18 protein-coding genes and 1 pseudogene are annotated in these 16530 nt (G+C 62.9%); 7 read left to right on the top strand and 12 right to left on the bottom strand.

Annotated elements, in window-relative coordinates:
* Nucleotides 1-3: 3 nt before the first annotated feature.
* From AC0NIL_RS16835 to AC0NIL_RS16825, 3 genes are all read left to right on the top strand, one after another.
* The gene (locus AC0NIL_RS16835) at nucleotides 4-717 is read left to right on the top strand and encodes an ABC transporter ATP-binding protein (protein WP_013531071.1); all 714 of its coding nucleotides are present in this window, start codon (nucleotides 4-6) and stop codon (nucleotides 715-717) included.
* Complete coding sequence (locus tag AC0NIL_RS16830) at nucleotides 714-1931, top strand: ABC transporter permease (RefSeq protein WP_063168255.1); 1218 nt, start codon at nucleotides 714-716, stop codon at nucleotides 1929-1931. Before AC0NIL_RS16835 ends, AC0NIL_RS16830 begins: the two co-directional genes overlap by 4 nt.
* 133 nt (nucleotides 1932-2064) lie before the next feature.
* Nucleotides 2065-2307 carry a hypothetical protein gene (locus AC0NIL_RS16825; RefSeq protein ID WP_127368756.1) on the top strand — a complete coding sequence of 81 codons (243 nt, stop codon included), beginning with the start codon at nucleotides 2065-2067 and terminating at the stop codon, nucleotides 2305-2307.
* Here the strand turns inward: AC0NIL_RS16825 and AC0NIL_RS16820 are convergent.
* Both AC0NIL_RS16820 and AC0NIL_RS16815 read right to left on the bottom strand, forming a co-directional pair.
* On the bottom strand, nucleotides 2304-3020 hold the full coding sequence (locus AC0NIL_RS16820) for a hypothetical protein (RefSeq protein WP_013531068.1): 717 nt from the start codon (nucleotides 3018-3020) through the stop codon (nucleotides 2304-2306). The genes AC0NIL_RS16825 and AC0NIL_RS16820 overlap by 4 nt on opposite strands.
* A 3-nt stretch (nucleotides 3021-3023) precedes the next feature.
* Entirely contained in the window at nucleotides 3024-4136 is a 1113-nt protein-coding gene (locus tag AC0NIL_RS16815) for an endonuclease/exonuclease/phosphatase family protein (RefSeq protein ID WP_013531067.1), read from the bottom strand.
* 189 nt (nucleotides 4137-4325) lie between these two features.
* Here AC0NIL_RS16815 and AC0NIL_RS16810 point away from each other — a divergent pair, with 189 nt between their 5' ends.
* Nucleotides 4326-4892 carry a BA14K family protein gene (locus AC0NIL_RS16810; protein ID WP_275952777.1) on the top strand — a complete coding sequence of 189 codons (567 nt, stop codon included), beginning with the start codon at nucleotides 4326-4328 and terminating at the stop codon, nucleotides 4890-4892.
* A 107-nt stretch (nucleotides 4893-4999) separates the two neighbouring features.
* Here AC0NIL_RS16810 and ilvC read toward each other — a convergent pair whose 3' ends face one another.
* Nucleotides 5000-6019, bottom strand: coding sequence for a ketol-acid reductoisomerase (gene ilvC / locus AC0NIL_RS16805; RefSeq protein WP_013531065.1), 1020 nt, complete (start codon nucleotides 6017-6019; stop codon nucleotides 5000-5002).
* Between the two features lie 100 nt (nucleotides 6020-6119).
* Nucleotides 6120-6833 carry a TetR/AcrR family transcriptional regulator gene (locus tag AC0NIL_RS16800; RefSeq protein ID WP_244514306.1) on the bottom strand — a complete coding sequence of 238 codons (714 nt, stop codon included), beginning with the start codon at nucleotides 6831-6833 and terminating at the stop codon, nucleotides 6120-6122.
* 54 nt (nucleotides 6834-6887) lie between these two features.
* Here AC0NIL_RS16800 and AC0NIL_RS16795 point away from each other — a divergent pair, with 54 nt between their 5' ends.
* Nucleotides 6888-7409: a hypothetical protein gene (locus AC0NIL_RS16795; RefSeq protein WP_473573155.1), complete on the top strand. Its 522-nt coding sequence runs from the start codon at nucleotides 6888-6890 to the stop codon at nucleotides 7407-7409.
* A gap of 424 nt (nucleotides 7410-7833) precedes the next feature.
* Here the strand turns inward: AC0NIL_RS16795 and AC0NIL_RS16790 are convergent.
* Nucleotides 7834-8557, bottom strand: a pseudogene (locus tag AC0NIL_RS16790) (FAD-dependent oxidoreductase); the annotation flags it as partial.
* Between the two features lie 76 nt (nucleotides 8558-8633).
* On the bottom strand, nucleotides 8634-9044 hold the full coding sequence (locus AC0NIL_RS16785; protein ID WP_013531060.1) for a winged helix-turn-helix transcriptional regulator: 411 nt from the start codon (nucleotides 9042-9044) through the stop codon (nucleotides 8634-8636).
* Nucleotides 9045-9179: 135 nt separating this feature from the next.
* Between AC0NIL_RS16785 and AC0NIL_RS16780 the strand changes: the two genes are divergently transcribed.
* The gene (locus AC0NIL_RS16780; RefSeq protein ID WP_275952773.1) at nucleotides 9180-10073 is read left to right on the top strand and encodes an SDR family oxidoreductase; all 894 of its coding nucleotides are present in this window, start codon (nucleotides 9180-9182) and stop codon (nucleotides 10071-10073) included.
* A 185-nt stretch (nucleotides 10074-10258) separates the two neighbouring features.
* On the opposite strand, the gene AC0NIL_RS16775 is transcribed toward AC0NIL_RS16780, so the two are convergent.
* Nucleotides 10259-12178, bottom strand: a complete 1920-nt coding sequence (locus AC0NIL_RS16775; RefSeq protein WP_013531058.1) for a potassium transporter Kup — start codon at nucleotides 12176-12178, stop codon at nucleotides 10259-10261.
* Nucleotides 12179-12281: 103 nt separating this feature from the next.
* On the bottom strand, nucleotides 12282-13022 hold the full coding sequence (locus AC0NIL_RS16770) for a pyridoxine 5'-phosphate synthase (RefSeq protein WP_224621265.1): 741 nt from the start codon (nucleotides 13020-13022) through the stop codon (nucleotides 12282-12284).
* 134 nt (nucleotides 13023-13156) lie between these two features.
* On the opposite strand from AC0NIL_RS16770, the gene AC0NIL_RS16765 reads away from it, so the two are divergent.
* Nucleotides 13157-13579 carry a SpoIIAA family protein gene (locus AC0NIL_RS16765; protein ID WP_013531056.1) on the top strand — a complete coding sequence of 141 codons (423 nt, stop codon included), beginning with the start codon at nucleotides 13157-13159 and terminating at the stop codon, nucleotides 13577-13579.
* On the opposite strand, the gene AC0NIL_RS16760 is transcribed toward AC0NIL_RS16765, so the two are convergent.
* The 4 genes from AC0NIL_RS16760 to nthA all read right to left on the bottom strand — a co-directional run bounded on the left by AC0NIL_RS16760 (nucleotide 13572) and on the right by nthA (nucleotide 16457).
* Complete coding sequence (locus AC0NIL_RS16760; RefSeq protein ID WP_063168263.1) at nucleotides 13572-14699, bottom strand: ATP-dependent DNA helicase; 1128 nt, start codon at nucleotides 14697-14699, stop codon at nucleotides 13572-13574. The two genes, AC0NIL_RS16765 and AC0NIL_RS16760, sit on opposite strands and share 8 nt — an antisense overlap.
* A gap of 144 nt (nucleotides 14700-14843) precedes the next feature.
* Nucleotides 14844-15113: a nitrile hydratase accessory protein gene (locus AC0NIL_RS16755; RefSeq protein WP_474048790.1), complete on the bottom strand. Its 270-nt coding sequence runs from the start codon at nucleotides 15111-15113 to the stop codon at nucleotides 14844-14846.
* A gap of 64 nt (nucleotides 15114-15177) precedes the next feature.
* Nucleotides 15178-15837, bottom strand: coding sequence for a nitrile hydratase subunit beta (nthB, locus tag AC0NIL_RS16750; protein ID WP_275952771.1), 660 nt, complete (start codon nucleotides 15835-15837; stop codon nucleotides 15178-15180).
* A complete protein-coding gene (gene nthA, locus AC0NIL_RS16745; RefSeq protein ID WP_064993775.1) occupies nucleotides 15834-16457 on the bottom strand; it encodes a nitrile hydratase subunit alpha in 624 nt (207 codons plus the stop codon). The genes nthB and nthA overlap by 4 nt, the downstream gene beginning before the upstream one ends.
* Between the last annotated feature and the right edge of the window lie 73 nt (nucleotides 16458-16530).

The raw sequence follows: 16530 nt of genomic DNA, 5'->3' as shown, positions 1-16530 counted from the left end.
ACCGTGGCTGCCGGTGCTGCCCTCATCACCTTCGACAAGGTCTGGAAGAGCTATGGCCAGGGCGAGGCCAAGGTGCATGCGCTGGCCGGCGTCGATCTTGCCATCCGGCGTGGCGAATTCGTCGCCATCATGGGGCCGTCCGGTTCCGGCAAGTCGACGGCGATGAACATCATCGGCTGCCTCGACACGCCGACGGCCGGAACCTATTCCTTCATGGGCATCGACGCCGGCCGCCTCGACCGCAACCGCCGCGCCATGCTGCGCAACCTCTATGTCGGCTTCGTCTTCCAGGGTTACAATCTGCTGGCCCGCACCACGGCGGCCGAAAATGTCGAACTGCCGCTGATCTATCGCGGCGTGGCCGCCCGCGAGCGCCGCGACCTTGCCATGCAGGCCCTGGCGGAGGTCGGCCTTGTCGGCCGCGAGCACCACACGCCGGCCGAACTGTCCGGCGGCCAGCAGCAGCGCGTGGCGATCGCGCGCGCCATCGTCACGCGCCCGACGCTGCTCGTCGCCGACGAGCCGACCGGCAACCTCGACACCGCCCGCACGCACGAGATCATGGAGTTGCTGACGCGGCTCAACAAGGAGCTTGGCCTAACCATCGCCATGGTCACCCACGAGGCCGACGTCGCCGACTATGCCGAACGCACCATCCGCTTCCTCGACGGCCACGTCGCCTCCGATTCCAGGAAGCTGGAGATCGCACAACCATGATCTGGGAAACCGTCCGCCTGTCGCTGCGCTCGATCCGCCGCAACGTGCTGCGCTCGTTCCTGACCTTGCTCGGCATCGTCATCGGCGTTGCCGCCGTCATTGCCATGCTCACCATCGGCTCGGGCACCACGCAGAAGGTCAAGGCCGACATCTCCAAGCTCGGCAGCAATCTGCTGGTCGTCCGCTCCGGTCGCCCGGCCGGTCCCGGTGGCCCGGGCGGGCTCGACCAGGTGGTGCGTCCGCTGGCCGAAAAGGAGCTGGCGGCGCTGGTTGCGCATCTGACTGGCGCCCGCGCCATTTCGCCGGCTTCGCAAAAGCAGGTCCGGGTCATCTTCGGCACCGAGAGCCTGACCTCGGGCGTCACCGGCACCGACAGCGCCTATCTCGATGCGCGCGACTGGAAACTGGTGTCGGGCCGCCCGTTCAGCGATTCCGAAACCCGCTCGGGCACCGGCGTGTGCCTGATCGGCGAGACGGTGCGCCAACAATTCTTCGGCGCTGGCGATCCCGAGGGCGAGATCATCCGCGTCAACCGCACCTCCTGCAAGATCATCGGCCTGCTCGAGCCCAAGGGCTATACCGGCTTCGGTCAGGATCAGGACAATGTCGTGCTGATGCCGCTGCACGCCTACCAGCGCCGCATCGCCGGCAACCGCGACATCGACAACATCTACATCGCCGCCGATGACCGCACGCCGACCAGCGAGCTGCAGCCGCGCGTCGAGGACATTCTGCGCGACGCCAGACGCATCACGCCCGATCGTGAAAGCGATTTCGCCATCCGCGACATGACCCAGATCGCCGACGCCATGGCCAGCGCCACAACCACCATGACCGGCATGCTGGGCGCCGTCGCCGGCGTCAGCCTGCTGGTCGGCGGCATCGGCATCATGAACATCATGCTGGTGTCGGTCACCGAACGCACCCGCGAGATCGGCATCAGGCTCGCCATCGGCGCGCATGAAAAGCACATCCTGATCCAGTTCCTGGTCGAGGCGACGGTGCTGTCGCTGCTCGGCGGCATCATCGGCATCCTGATCGGGCTGGCGCTGGCCGGCCTCGCCGCGGTGACGCTGACCATCCCGTTTGCGCCGAGCCCGGCGGTGATCCTGCTCGCCGTCGGCTTTTCCGCCCTGATCGGCATGGTGTTCGGCTTCTTCCCGGCGCTGCGCGGCGCCAGGCTCGACCCGATCGACGCACTTAGGCACGAATAGGGCAACCGGCCGAAACGCGGCCGGCGCTCCGACGGGTTTTTGCACAATCTTCGACATTTCCACCCAGCCCCGCCACTGTCGTCGCGCCGTTCATGATGCTAGGGCAATTCACGCTTGGGTGGAGGAATAGCCGATGAGCAAGAAGGCGCGACTGATCCTGGCGATGGTCATCATCGAGGCCTTCCTTGCAGGCATCTGGTGGTATCTCGCCCGCTTCGGCATGGCCAATCCCGATCGCGTCACAGCCGATTTTCAGGCAGTCGTCGGCCAGACCATGGGAATGGCGATGGGCGGTTTGCTGGGCATCGGCTTCATCCTGTTCCTCGTCGCCGCCCGCAACGATCGCAACGCGGCACAGAACAAGACGCGCCCTTAACTCCCGTTTGCGAAATGCCACTCGATCAGCGGCTTCATGTGCGGTGACAGGCCGACCGGCAGGTCGGCGGCATGGCGGATGATCACTGGCCCGTCGATCTCCGGCTCGGTTTCGGTGGCGACGAAGGCTGAGATGCGCTGGGCGATCTCGTCGGCGGGCGCCGCCGCGTGGTAGCGGCGGAAGATCACCGTGCCGCTGTTGGTCGACATGGCGTGGTAGCGCTTGCCGCGATGAGCCCCTGACAGGTCGAGGCCGGTTTCCTCGCGCACTTCGCGGATCATGTTGAAATCGACATCGACCAGGCCATCGCGAAAATCCACCGGCTCGAATGAGCCGGCGGCAAAATAGACGCGGCCGGCGTTGACCGTGTGCGGACCCATGCGGATCGCCACCAGCGCATTGTCGGCAGCCACCAGCATGGCATGGGCATAGGCATGCTCGGCGCCCGAATTCTCGCGCCGCTTCCGCCACAGCATGAAAGTCGAATAGTTGACCGCATGGCAGCGGCCGGCGAGACGGTTGTCGCGGTAGGCAAGCTGCGACAGCAGCACCACCATGCCGTCGAACAGCGCCGGATTGGCAGCGATTTCGTGCTGCCAGTTCTCGGCGATCGCCTCTGCATTGTCCCTTGCGAACGGGTGCGGACCGGGATCGAGCCGGACGTCGATGGCGTCGACCGGCAGGATGACGTTGCGTGGCAGGTCGAAACTCATGCGTCAGGTCATGTCCAGCGTGATCGCCACCGGGCAATGGTCCGACGCCTTCGGCCGGTCCCAGCCGGCACGCGGAAAGCGGTCGACCTCCTGCCCCGGCGGAAAAATGGTGCGCCAGGGCTGGCCGTTGCGGATGATGTCGGGAACAGCCGTCGCGTTGCTGGCGGCGAGCCCCTTCGACAGCAGGATGTAGTCGAGCTGGCACAGATGCCGCTCTTCCGGTCCGCGCGTGTGGTAGAAACTCCAGCGGTTCATCTCCGGCCGCCGCTCGACGACGTTTTCGCAGAAGCCGCCGGCCGTCAGCACGTTGATGCAGGACAGGGCTTCGTCGACCACCTCGAAGCGATAGCCGTCGATCGCATCGCCGGCCACCTTCACACGCTGGCGGTAATCGTTCATGTCGCCGCAGATTGCCCAGCGTTTGTCGGCGGCATAGTCCTTGCCGAAGCGCTCCTCGATGATGCGCCGCACGGCCTGCGCCTCCGCGATGCGCACCGGCATCGTCGCCTCGCGCCCGTCGAGCCCGTTGCGCGGCGAACCCATCGACTTGAAATGCACGAGATAGAGCGTCAGCGGCACGCCGCCCACGGTGACGTCGATCTCCAGGCAGTCGCGCCGGAAAATGCGCTCATTGGCCTGATTGCCCAGTGCCTCGAGTTCCGGCGTGTGCAGCCCGAACTGCTCGTAGGTGACATAGGCGTGGCTGGTCATGCGCACGAATTCGATCGGCTGGCCCTGGGCGGTCTCATTGCGCATCATCACGGCAACGTCGATGCCGCGTGAATCATTGCCCGATGTGGTGTATTTCTGCCGGTAGCCCTGCCCCACCATCTTGAACAGATAGCCATATTCGAAGGCCTTCAGCGCCTCGATGTTGTCGACCTCCTGCATGCAGATGATGTCGGCCCGGGTGGCAGCGATTGCCAGCGCCGTCAGCTGGCGCGTGTCGTCGGATTGGGCGATGGCGCGGGCCTGCTCCAGCATCCTGTATTCCGCCTCGCTCTGGATATCGAACAGCGCCAGCGTTCGATCCTCGTTGAGCTGGTTGCGATAGCCGGAATAATCGAACCTGTTCATCAGGTTCTCGACATTGAAGGTGGCAAGGCGCAGCGACATGCCATGACCTTTGCCCGCAAGTGCTTCGGAAAACAAGCGCGCAGGACCACCATCTGAGATCGATTGGTCCTGGGTGCGTTCGCGTCATGGTTGACGGAACCTTTCCGTTCATCCGCCGTTCAGATGCAAACATCCATTGTTGCCCCATTCCTCGGGTGGGCGTGGGGCCTGTAACTCTTGGAGAGTGCAATGAATTCGCTCTTTTCTTCCACGGTCAAATCGGGGCTGATAGCCCTGGGTATCCTCTCCGGCGTCACCGCACCGTCCGCCGCCGGCCCGATCATGCAGCCGGACCTGTCGATTCCCACCAGCACCGCGGCGCCGAATGTCACGCCGGTCCGCGACAGCTGGGCGGGCGGCAACAACAACCGTCAGTTCAACAACGACAATTGGAGATGGCGCCGGTCGGGCAATTGGGACGGCGGCCGTCGGCACTGGCACGGCGGCGGCGGTCACTGGAATGGTGGAGACAACTGGCGTTGGCGCCATGGTCGCCATCACTATCGCGGCGGCCGTTACTACGATGATGGCGCGAGTGCCGCGATCCTGGGCCTTGGCCTGGGGCTTGGCCTCGGCAGCATGTACAACAACTACGACTACTATGACCGGCCGGCGCCGCGCCGCTACTACCGCGCGGGACGGCTTTCGAGCGCCCATGTCCAATGGTGCTACAACCGCTACCGGTCGTACCGGGCCTACGACAACACGTTCCAGCCCTACAACGGCCCGCGCCAGCAGTGCTACTCACCCTATTGATGGGCTGGCCCTGTAGCTGAGCTGACCGACAGAATGAAAAAACGGCGCCACGTGGCGCCGTTTCTTGTTCATGGAAGCTGCTATTTTCGAGCGCTTGTGGATTTCGCTCAGTTCTTCGCCTTGTCGACCAGCTTGTTCTTGGAAATCCACGGCATCATCGCGCGCAGCTTGGCGCCGACTTCCTCGATCTGGTGGCTGTCATTGTTGCGGCGGATGCCCTTGAAGCGGGACATGCCGGCGCGGTATTCCTGCATCCATTCCGAGGTGAATTTTCCGGTCTGGATGTCCTTCAGCACGCGCTTCATCTCGGCCTTGGTCTCGGCGGTGATGATGCGCGGACCCGAGACATATTCGCCCCATTCGGCGGTGTTCGAGATCGAGTAGTTCATGTTGGCGATGCCGCCTTCATAGATCAGGTCGACGATCAGCTTGACCTCGTGCAGGCACTCGAAATAGGCCATCTCAGGCGCGTAGCCGGCTTCCACCAGCGTCTCGAAACCGGCCCGGATCAGCTCGACCAGGCCGCCGCACAGCACGACCTGCTCGCCGAACAGATCGGTCTCGCATTCCTCGCGGAAATTGGTCTCGATGATGCCCGAACGGCCGCCGCCGACGCCGCAGGCGTAGGACAGTGCCAGGTCGAGCGCATTGCCCGAGGCATCCTGGTTGACGGCGACCAGGCACGGCACGCCGCCGCCCTTCTGGTATTCGCCGCGCACCGTGTGGCCGGGACCCTTCGGCGCGATCATGACGACGTCGACCGTCGACTTCGGCTCGATCAGGCCGAAATGCACGTTGAGGCCGTGCGCGAAGGCGATAGCGGCACCATCGCGGATGTTCGGCGCGATCTCGTTCTTGTAGATGTCGGCCTGCAGTTCGTCCGGCGTTGCCATCATCATCAGGTCGGCCCATTTGGCCGCGTCCGCCACGCTCATCACCTTGAGACCGTCGGCCTCGACCTTCTTGGCGGTTGCCGAGCCGGCCTTGAGGCCGATTGCGATCTCCTTGGCGCCGGAATCCTTGAGGTTGAGCGCATGCGCCCTGCCCTGGCTGCCATAGCCGATGATGGCGACCTTCTTGCCCTTGATCAGATTGAGATCGGCATCACGATCGTAATAGACGCGCATTTTGTCTTCCTTCCCGTTTATAAATCAGAGCATGATGCCGAAAAGTGTGAAGCGGTTTTCGGACGACATCATGCTCTATCTTCTTGATTTAGAGACGGATTCAGATTTCAGGTCGACTTGACCTGAAATCATCCGGCTCTAGGGCCTTGCGGCCGGTTGTTGCTCCATGAAGAGCGAGAAACTGCTGCGTCGCCCGCGCGGCATCGCCGCCGATCGCCGCCTCAGTCAATTCCAGCCGGTCGCCGAGCAGCAGACGGATCTGCACATCGCGGGCGACCAGCCCGAAAAAGGTGCGGAACGCCGTCTCGGCATCCGCGAAATCCAAAAGCCCGGTCCGTCGGCCGGCCTCGAGCACCGGCTTCAGCCGCTTGGCCAATGCGAAGCGGCCGTTCTCCAGCACCACGGCGCCGAGATTGTCCTTGCCGGAGCCCGCATGGCTGACCGCCACCCGATTGAGCGCGATCGACGTGTCGCTGGAAATCACCTTGAGCCAATCCGAGGCGAAGCGCTCGAGGCTCGCGGTCAGCGAGGCAAGATCGAGCCCCTTGCGGTCGACCGGTGCCACCCGCACTTTAGAGGCCTGCCATTGCACCGTCGCCGTCAGCAGCCCGTCGCGGTCACCGAACCATTTGTAGAGCGTTTCCTTGGAACAGCTGGCGCGGCGCGCCACGGCGGTCATGGTCAGCTGGTCGCCCTCTTCGACCAGCAGCCGCAACGCCGCGTCGAGCACGGCCTTCTGCCGCTCTGTCAGCGCTTCGCTGGTGTCGATGTCAGGCACGATGTGCAACACGCTCTTCTCTCGAAAGGTCGGCATTCCCGATAAGCCGTACCGTACGTTACGGTTCGGCATATTGCGCGATCCGAGGCCGTGCGCAAGAGGACGAGAGCAAAATATCTGCAAAATGGACAGGCGCTGGCGCGACAGGCTCGCTTAATCGCTGGCTGGCGGATGGCGCAACCGTCCAAGCAGTGCCGAGACCATGGTCAGCTCATCCGCCGACAGTTTGGCGCCAACCAGTTCGGCGATCGAGCGTCCGTACACAGCCCACATCTGGCGGCGTATGTCTCGCCCCTTGGCCGCGATGCGGATGGTCTGGCCACGGCCGTAGATGATTCGGCTACTCCCTGGATCCTGAAGCGCTATGATGGTGCTGACTGGATTCCTACGATGGCAATCAATGCTACAACCAATGTGGCATATCCTATCAGTTCTGCGAGCCAATTGAACTACCCCTTGGCAACTGGTACTGCCAATGCTCTTGTACTGACTCCGTCTCCAGCATCAACTGCGTACAACGATCTGGATACGTACTCGTTTGAGGCCGCTGCTAACAATACTGGCGCTTGCAACTATCAACATCTCTGGTATTGGCGCAAAGGCAATCCGTAAGATTGTCACTGCTGTGGATGTTGCATTGGCTGCTAACGACATCTTGGATGGCGTGCGATATATCATCAACTATGATCCAGCTGCGAATGCTGGTGCTGGTGCATTTGTTCTAGTCAATCCGTCTGGTGCTTATGCCACACTGACCGGAACCTTGAACTGTCAGGAATTGCAACAGCAGATCAGGATATGGCTACAGGCGATCGTAAGGTTATCACTGCTAAGAGTGAGGCGGGCTTTACGATCCAGTTCTTCAATTCGGTAGGCACCGCAGTCCAGCGAACGATCGACTGGGTTGCCAAAGGTTACGGGAGCAAACACACATGAGCCAATCAGATTTCGGTACGATAGATCCTAACACCAAGTCAGGTGATGCACTTGCTGCAGACTTGAACAATTGGCGTTCTGCGGTCCATTCACAACATAAGGGGCCAACAGCTCCTACATATAAGGTTGCAGGTATAGAGCCCGGCTGCGGCCGGCCGATCGGCAGCACGCCGATCATCACGCTCGCTCTGTCGTAGCGTTGCAGCAGCGCGCGCTCATCGAAACCGTCGCCGCGCCAGCCAAGCGAGGCCCAGAACGCGCCATAGGTGAGCGGTCGTGGCTCGCCTGCAGCGCTTGCGCGGCACAGTTTCGAGCGCGAACCGCTGGCGTCGACTACGAGGTCGAACGGCCCCGCCCTTCGTCCGTTGCCGCAGATCAGCGTCGTCCGTTCGCCCGTCTCCAAGGCCTCGATCTCGACGCCGGTTTCGATGGCGATCGCTTCGCGTTGGGCGGCGCGGAAGAGCACGCCGAACAAGGCCGCCCGGTGCACCGCCAGCCCGAAGCGGCCACCGCGTTGCGCATCGTAGCGGACATCGAGCACGGTACGGCCTGTGGTGGCATCGGCGCCATGCAGGCGGTCGATGCGGCTGCCCAGCGCCAGCATGTCGTCGAGCAGGCCAAGATCGGCCAGCACCGTCAGCCCTGTCGGCTGCAGGATCAGCCCGGAGCCGACCGGCTTCGGCTCATCGAAGCGCTCGAAGACCGTGACCCGATGCCCGGCGCGCTTGAGATAGAGCGCCATGGCCAGTCCCGCCGGCCCGGCGCCTGCTATTGCGATGTCGTAGGAAATGCCAATGCCCCCACAGCCGAACTGGCCGGGACAATCCTTCAGCAGCCCGGCGAAATCAAGCCGCACCCTGGGGCTTTAGCGGTCGTTCAAGCCTGGGCCTTGGCGGCCGTTCAAGCCTGGGACGCATCAAAATCGGCGCGCGCTGCGCGCACCGCATCATGGTTGAGTTCGGCCCACAGAATCAATTGATGAAAGGCGCCGAACATAGAGCGCCCGAGATCGGTCAGGCTGTATTCGACGCTTGGTGGTTTGGTCGGGAACACCTCACGATGCACATAGCCATCGCGCTGAAGATCGTACAGCGTCTGGGTCAGCATGCGCTGCGAAATGTCGGGCACAAGGCGCCGCAACTCGCCGAAGCGATAGGGTTTTTCAGCCAGCGCCATCATCAGCAGCGACCTCCATTTGCCGCTCACCCCCTGGATGACCTCGCGAACCGGACAATTGGCAATATTGCCGCCGCCTGAGATGGCCTTGTAGACCTCCAACTTCGACTTCAGATTGATGACCTTGCCGTCCATGGCTGGTTCCCTGCGTGTGCCTACCTCCCGAAAAACTGCCTTCTTTACGGCACCAGGTCAATTCCTATTTTAGTGCTGGTCTCTTTTTGAGACTGCCACTCGAACCGCCTTAGCGGCGCAATGTCAGGACCTTCCATGACCGAAACCCTTCTCGTCACCGGCGCTTCCGGCCAGCTCGGCCGCGGTGTCGTCCAATATCTCCTGGACAAGCACAAAGTTCCACCGGCAAACATCATCGCCGCCACACGCAATCCGGAAGGCGTGGCCGATCTGGCGCTGCGCGGCGTCGTTGTCAGGGCCGCCGACTTCAACGACGCGGCGTCGCTGGAAACCGCATTCAAAGGCGCCGACAAGGTGCTGATCATTTCGACCGGCGATCTCGATCTAAAAAGCGGCAGGCGCCTGAAGCAGCACGAAAATGCCGTCGCCGCGGCCAAAAATGCCGGCATTTCGCATCTGCTCTACACCTCGATGCCCAATCCGGAGCCGGTATCGCCGGTCCTGTTTGCCGATGACCACTACAGCACCGAGCAGGCGATCAAGGCGAGCGGCATCCCCTACACGATCTTCCGCAACGGCTGGTACCAGGAGAACCTGTTCATGGCCCTGCCGCACGCGATCGCCTCGGGAAAATGGTACACGTCGGCCGGCGACGGGCGCATTGCCCACGGTGCGCGCGACGACATGGCAGCGGCGATCGCCGCCAGCCTCGCTGGCGCTTCAAACGAAAGTAAGACCTACACCTTGACCGGTCCGCACGCCTACACCACCGCAGAGATTGCCGCCTTGGTAAGCGAGGTCACCGGCAAGTCGCTCGATGTCGTGCAGGTTCCGGATGAAGCGCTCACCGAAGGGGTAAAGGCATCAGGCGTTCCCGAGGATTTTGCTGAAGTCATCGTGTCCTTCGACGTCAACACGCGCTCCGGCCGCATCGCCATGGTGACGGACTCGGTCGAGACGCTTTCCGGCCGCAAGCCAAGAACGCTGAAGCAGTTCCTCGAGGCGAACAAGGCCGCGCTGGCCGGTTGAAGCGGAGTGACATGGACTGTGCCGCAAGACACAGCTCATTCGCCAGGACATGTCGAGATTCAGGTCAGGCTGGACCGAGAATGTGGGTTCCGAGAACCGGAACGGAGCGGACACTTGGTCCGTGAGTACCGGAAGCGCAGGAACCTGCCGTTCGCAGGCCGGCCTCACCTGAATATCGGCATGTCCTAGATGGCCACCTGAGTGCCGATCTCCACCACGCGCCCGGTCGGGATCTGGAAATACTCCGTCGCGTCGGCCGCCGTGCGCGCCAGGCCGATGAACAGCCGGTCCTGCCACACCGGCATGCCGGAATTGGGCGAGGCCTTGAGCGAACGCCGCGACAGGAAGAACGAAGTCGTCATGATGTCGAATTTCCAGCCCTGCTTGCGGCAGATCGCCAGCGCGCGCGGGATGTTGGGCTGCTCCATGTAGCCGAAGGTCAGCGTTACCCGCATGAACAGCTCGTTGACCGTCTCCATTTTGACCCGGTCGCTGTCGGGCACCACCGGCTGCGGCGCGGTCACCACTGAAAGGATGACGTTCTGCTCATGCAGCACCTTGTAGTGCTTCAGGCTGTGCATCAGTGCGGTTGGCGCGCTGAGCGGATCGCTGGTCAGGAACACGGCGGTGCCTGACACCAGCTGCGGCTTCTTCTTCAACAGATTGCCGGCGAGGAAATCGAGCGGGATCTCGTTGCGGCGGGTCTTGTCGAACAGATAGCGGCTGCCGCGCACCCAGGTCCACATGGCCAGCACGATGGTGAAGGCAACGGCCAGCGATGCCCAGCCGCCCTCAAACACCTTGACGATGTTGGAGGCAAAGAAACCGACGTCGATGAAGCCGAACAGCGCCGTCAGCGAGACCGCCAGCCACAGCTTCCATTTCCAGATCCGCGTCATGACCACAAACAACAGCACCGTGGTCACCAGCATGTTGCCGGTCACCGAGATGCCGTAGGCCGATGCCAGCCTGCTGGACTCGCCGAAGCCCACCACCAGCATCATCACCACCAGCGCCAGCAGCAGGTTGACGCGCGGCATGTAGATCTGGCCGGACTGTTTCTCCGACGTATGTAGAATTTCCAGGCGCGGCAGCATGTTGAGCTGCACCGCCTGCCTGGTCAACGAGAAGGCGCCCGAGATCACCGCCTGGCTGGCGATGACCGTGGCGGCGGTCGCCAGCACGACCATCGGGATCAGCGTCCAGCCTTCATTCATTTCGAAGAACGGATGGCCGACGACGCCGTTCTTGGCCAGCACGAAAGCGCCCTGCCCGGCATAATTGAGCAGCAGGCACGGAAACACGACCCACAGCCAGGCGAGCACGATCGGCTTGCGGCCGAAATGGCCGAGATCGGCATAGAGCGCTTCCGCGCCGGTGACCGCGAGGAAGATGGCGCCGATGGTGACGAAAGCGACATCGGGCGAATTGATCAGGAAGGCGACGATGTAGTGCGGGCTGATCGCCCACAGGATTTCCGGATCGGCGATGATGTGGTTGAGGCCGGAAAGGCCGATCGCCAGGAACCACACCGCCGTCACGGGACCGAACACCAATCCCACGCCGCCCGTGCCGAAACGTTGCACCGCGAACACCATGGCGAGAATGACCAGTGTCAGCGGCACGACATAAGGCTGGAAGGTCGGCGTGACGACGTTCATGCCTTCGACCGCCGACAGCACCGAAATCGCCGGCGTGATGACGGCGTCGCCGAAGAAAAGCGACGCCCCGACGATGCCGATGCCGAGCATCAGCGCCGAGCGCTTGGGGAAACTGCCGCGCGCCAGCGCCATCAGCGACAGCACGCCGCCCTCGCCGCGGTTGTTCGCCCGCAGCACGAACATGATGTATTTGATGGTGACGATGATGGTCAGCGACCAGATGATCAGCGACAAAACGCCGAGGATGTCACCGCGGTCGGCCACTTCTCCGCCGGAAGATGCCACCAGCGCCTCGCGAAAGGCGTAGATCGGGCTGGTGCCGATATCCCCATAGACGACACCGAGCGCGCCCAGCATCAGAACCTTGGTGCTGTGCTGTTCGACTTCCGAATGGCTCGATTGTTCGACGGGTTCTGCCTCACTACCATTATTGGTAAGGGCCATGGACGACACTCCGATAAGCGCGCGGTGCTCTACGCTTGCTGCAATGCAATATCAAGTGCCGTCGCGTAATGGCAGCCATGCCTGCCATGCGAGGCTGCCATTGCTACCACCCGCAGGCCTTGAGGAACCGACCCACCGTGCCGGCCATGCCATACTCCAACGCGTCGGCTGTCAACCCATGTCCGATCGACACTTCGGCCAATGCCGGAATGCGCCTGGCAAGTGCCGGCAGATTGCTGACCACCAGATCGTGCCCGGCATTGACCTGAAGCCCGGCGGCAAGCGCGGCGTCTGCTGTTTTTCCCAGCCTTTCCAGCTCTTTGGCCGCTTTGGCGGAATCTGTGTGATAGCTGCCGTATGGACCCGTATAGAGCTCGATGCGGTCGGCGCCGGTGTCGCATGCGGCCGCCACCCAATCGGGGTCCGGATCGGAAAACAGCGACACGCGAAAGCCCCCCTTTTTCAGACGCTTGACGATCGGTGTGAGGAACGCGGCCTGGGTAGCGAAGTTCCAGCCATGGTCCGATGTCGCCTGAGCCGGATCGTCCGGCACCAAAGTCACCTGTTCGGGCTGATGCTTTTCCACAAGCAACAGGAAATCCTCGGTCGGATAGCCTTCGATGTTGAATTCCGCGCGCGGAAACTCGTCGTCGATCAGCGAGCGAATCTCGGGCAGATCGGAGTGTCTTGTATGCCGTTCGTCGGGGCGTGGATGCACCGTCAGCCCATGCGCTCCGGCCGCCAGCGCGATGCGGCCGATGCCGGTGACGCTGGGCCACGGCAGGTCGCGCCGGTTGCGCAGCATGGCGATGGCATTGAGGTTGACGGAGAGCTTTGCAGGCATGCGGGTGGCCTCGGAAATCGTTAGACGCGCCCACCTATAATGCCTTTGACGGGAACAGTAATGCCTTTGGTGGGAACAGACTGGGGGTTTCGGGTGTTCCAAGCCTGATGAACCAGCGGGGAAAGGTAGCGCCGATGAATTTTCTTGATGAGGTGCCGGCAATCCGCCGTATCGAGACCAGCCGTGACGACCTTTTCGCCATCGATGTCGTCGGGCATGTTTCCGCGGCCGATGGTGAAAATCTTTTCGGATTGCTGGAGGCAGCCTACGCCCTGCATCCGCGCGTCGATGTGCTGGTGCGCCTCGTCGACCACGACGGCGTCGACTGGGCCGACATCGCTGACGAGACCCTGAAGCAGGGCGCCATTCATGCATTGGAACATGTCGACCGTTGCGCGACGATCGGCGAACCGGACTGGATAGCGGACGCACAACGCTTTCTGCCGTCCTCACCACCCATCGAAATCAGGCATTTCAGGACGGAGGACGAGGCTGCCGCCTGGCAATGGCTTGCCGCACAGCCTATCGGGGCAACAGCATCCGGCGCCCCTACCTGACGATCGTCAGCCGCTCGGCCGCCCGCGTGATGGCGGTGTAGAGCCAGCGCTGGCGGGTTTCCTTGAAGGCCCAGCTTTCATCGAACAGCACGATCTCGTTCCACTGCGAGCCCTGCGCCTTGTGCACGGTCAGCGCGTAGCCATAGTCGAAATCGTCGAAGCGCTTCTTCTGCTGCCAGGGGATATCGGCGTCCGGATCCTCGAACGCCGCCTTGAGCAGCTTGATCTTGGCGACGCCGCGATCCGGATCGTCCTCTTCCGGCGACACCAGAAGGTTGATGCCGGGCTTCACCGTCTCGCGCGACGATGTCATCACCTTCCACAGCGAGCCGTTGAGCAGGCCCTTTGCCGGATCGTTGCGCAGGCAGACCAGCTTGTCGCCGGCTTGCGGATAATCGGCATTGAAGCCCTTGAGCTCGCGCAGCCGCTGATTGTAGCGGCGCCGCGTGCGATTGGTGCCGACCAGCACCTGGTCCGCCTTCAGCACCAGTTCCTGGGTAACGTCTTCCTTGCCGATCACCTGCGCCGTGCCATAGTCGCCACGCATGAACTCGCGGCCCTCGCGCACATCGAGCGCCAGCCGCAGGATCGGGTTGTCGCGCGCCTGCCGGTGGATTTCGGTGAGCAGAAAATCCGGCTCGTGGTCGGTGAAGAAGCCGCCGCCCGAGATCGGCGGCAGCTGGCCGGGGTCGCCGAGCACCAGGATCGGCGTGCCGAAACTCATCAGGTCGCGGCCAAGTTGTTCGTCGACCATCGAACATTCGTCGATGACGACCAGTTTGGCGCGCGAGATCGGGCTCTGCCGGTTGAGCGAAAAAGTCGGCGACATCGACGTCTTGCCGGTGATTTCGTCCGACACCGATTCCTCGCCTTTCGGCCTATAGATCAGCGAATGGATGGTGCGGGCGTTGACCGCGCCCTTGGAGCGCAGCACCTGCGCCGCCTTGCCGGTGAAGGCGGCGAACTGCACCTGGCCGTCGACATGCTCGGCGAAATAGCGCGCCAGCGTCGTCTTGCCGGTGCCGGCATAGCCGAACAGCCGGAACAGCTGTGGCTGGCCGATCTTCAGCCAGCGGGCGACCGCTTGCAGCGCCTCGTCCTGTTGGGGAGAGAATTCCATCAGCGCGAGAGACCGGATTCGCAAGGGAAAGACAAGACAGCCGCCATCATCATCGATGCGCCGGGACGCTTCAGTGCCGCCGACGGGTCAGGCTATCAGGCACAGACAAGAACGTAAAGGGAACATACAAGCTCACCCCAGACCTTATCGAATCCGCTGGGGATCGTTCTCCAGCAGGATCGGCTTGCCGTGCGGGGTGGCATGCGCGGCGCGCTCCCAGGCCTCAGCCATCGCGTCGACATCCGACTTGGCAGCCAGTCCCTTCGAGGCAAGCAGGCTTTCCAGTACCGCCAGCCAATGTTCGTAATAATCATGGCCGTCCGCTGCGGCGCCCGGTCTTTTCACTTCGCTCGACAGCGCCTGCGCCCACTCGCTCCACGAAAACAGGCCCTTGTCGTGCAGCGCCACCGTCATGGCGAAGGCCTCGGCCTGCCACGGCTCGGCGAACACCGGCTCGTCGAAACCTGGCGGCAGTTCTTCACGCAGGCTCAAGATAGCTCTCCCAGGCGTCTATCGACACGCTTAGCGTCGGGTCGGCCCCCTCGCCCCAGATCTCCGATCCTTCGAAAACCACGGTGTAGACCCATTGCGGATTTTCGCCGTGTCCATGCGCGTTGCTGTCGGGAAAAACAAAACCGTCGTGCACCGCCTCGATCACGCCGTGCTTGCCGCGTGCGTAGCGCGGCAGCCGCGTGTGGCCGGTCGGGTTGAAGTTCTTGGTCCGCACGGCGTCGCCCGCCTTGAACCGCGCCGCTTGCGCCACCGGCCGGTCGCAAGGGCTGCCCTTGGCCAACACCGCGGGCACGTTTTCCGCCTTCAGCACCCTCTTGGGAGTCGCTGCTGGATCGACTGCCTTGCCCGCTTCGAGATCGCGCTGGCTGACGAAGCCATGGCGCTTCAACAGCACCTCCAGCGCCTTGATCCATATCTCGTAGTAGCTCGATGAATAGTAGACAGCCGGATGCAGCGATTCCCGTGCATGCCGGCTCTCGTCGATGTTCCAGGCGCCCATGGCGCCGGCAGTCAGCGTCACGCCGAGCGCCCGCCTTTCCCAGGCGGCATGGAAGTAAGGTTCGTCCTTTTCCGGCGCGACCGGGCCGAACCCCATCTGTCCGCCGAGATCTTGCGGCCCGTTCATGCCGGCTGCCCCTCTATTCCAGGTCTTTGGGCCAGGCCGGTGCCGATCATCGCGTCACGGCTGACCAGCTCCGCCAGCCGCTCCTCGCTCCAGCCCTCGGTACCCTCGGGCCGCATCGGCACGACGAGATAGCGCAGCTCGGCAGTGGAATCCCAGACGCGGATTTTCTTGTCCGCCGGCAGCGTCAGCCCGAACTCTTCCAGCACGCCGCGCGGATCGATCACCGCGCGCGAACGATAGGGCGGCGCCTTGTACCAGACCGGCGGCAGGCCAAGCACCGACCATGGATAGCAGGAGCACAGCGTGCAGACGACGAGATTATGGGTGTCCTGCGTGTTGAACACCGCCTGCATGTGCTCGCCCTGGCGGCCGGTATAGCTCAGCGATGCGATCGCCGCCGTCGCGTCGCGTTTCAGCCAGTCGGCAAAGGCTGGATCGCTCCAGGCTTTCGCCACCACCCTGGCCCCGTTGCGCGGACCGATCTTGGTCTCGTAGGTATCGACGATGACGTCGATCGCGGCCGGATCAATCAGCCCCTTCTGGGTCAGGATGGTTTCCAGCGCACGCACGCGGGCGGCAAACGGATCGAGTTCGTTGTCGTGGTCATGATCGTGTGACATGGCTACAAACTACGTTTGCAGTGATGCCGCCGCAAGCGCGACGGCTTGGGCCAGCGGACCATGGCGCCAGCTC

It is taken from the genome of Mesorhizobium sp. WSM1343 (assembly GCF_055901535.1).
The sequence above is the reverse complement of the archived record's forward strand: the minus strand, read 5'-3'. Positions and strand labels throughout refer to the sequence as shown.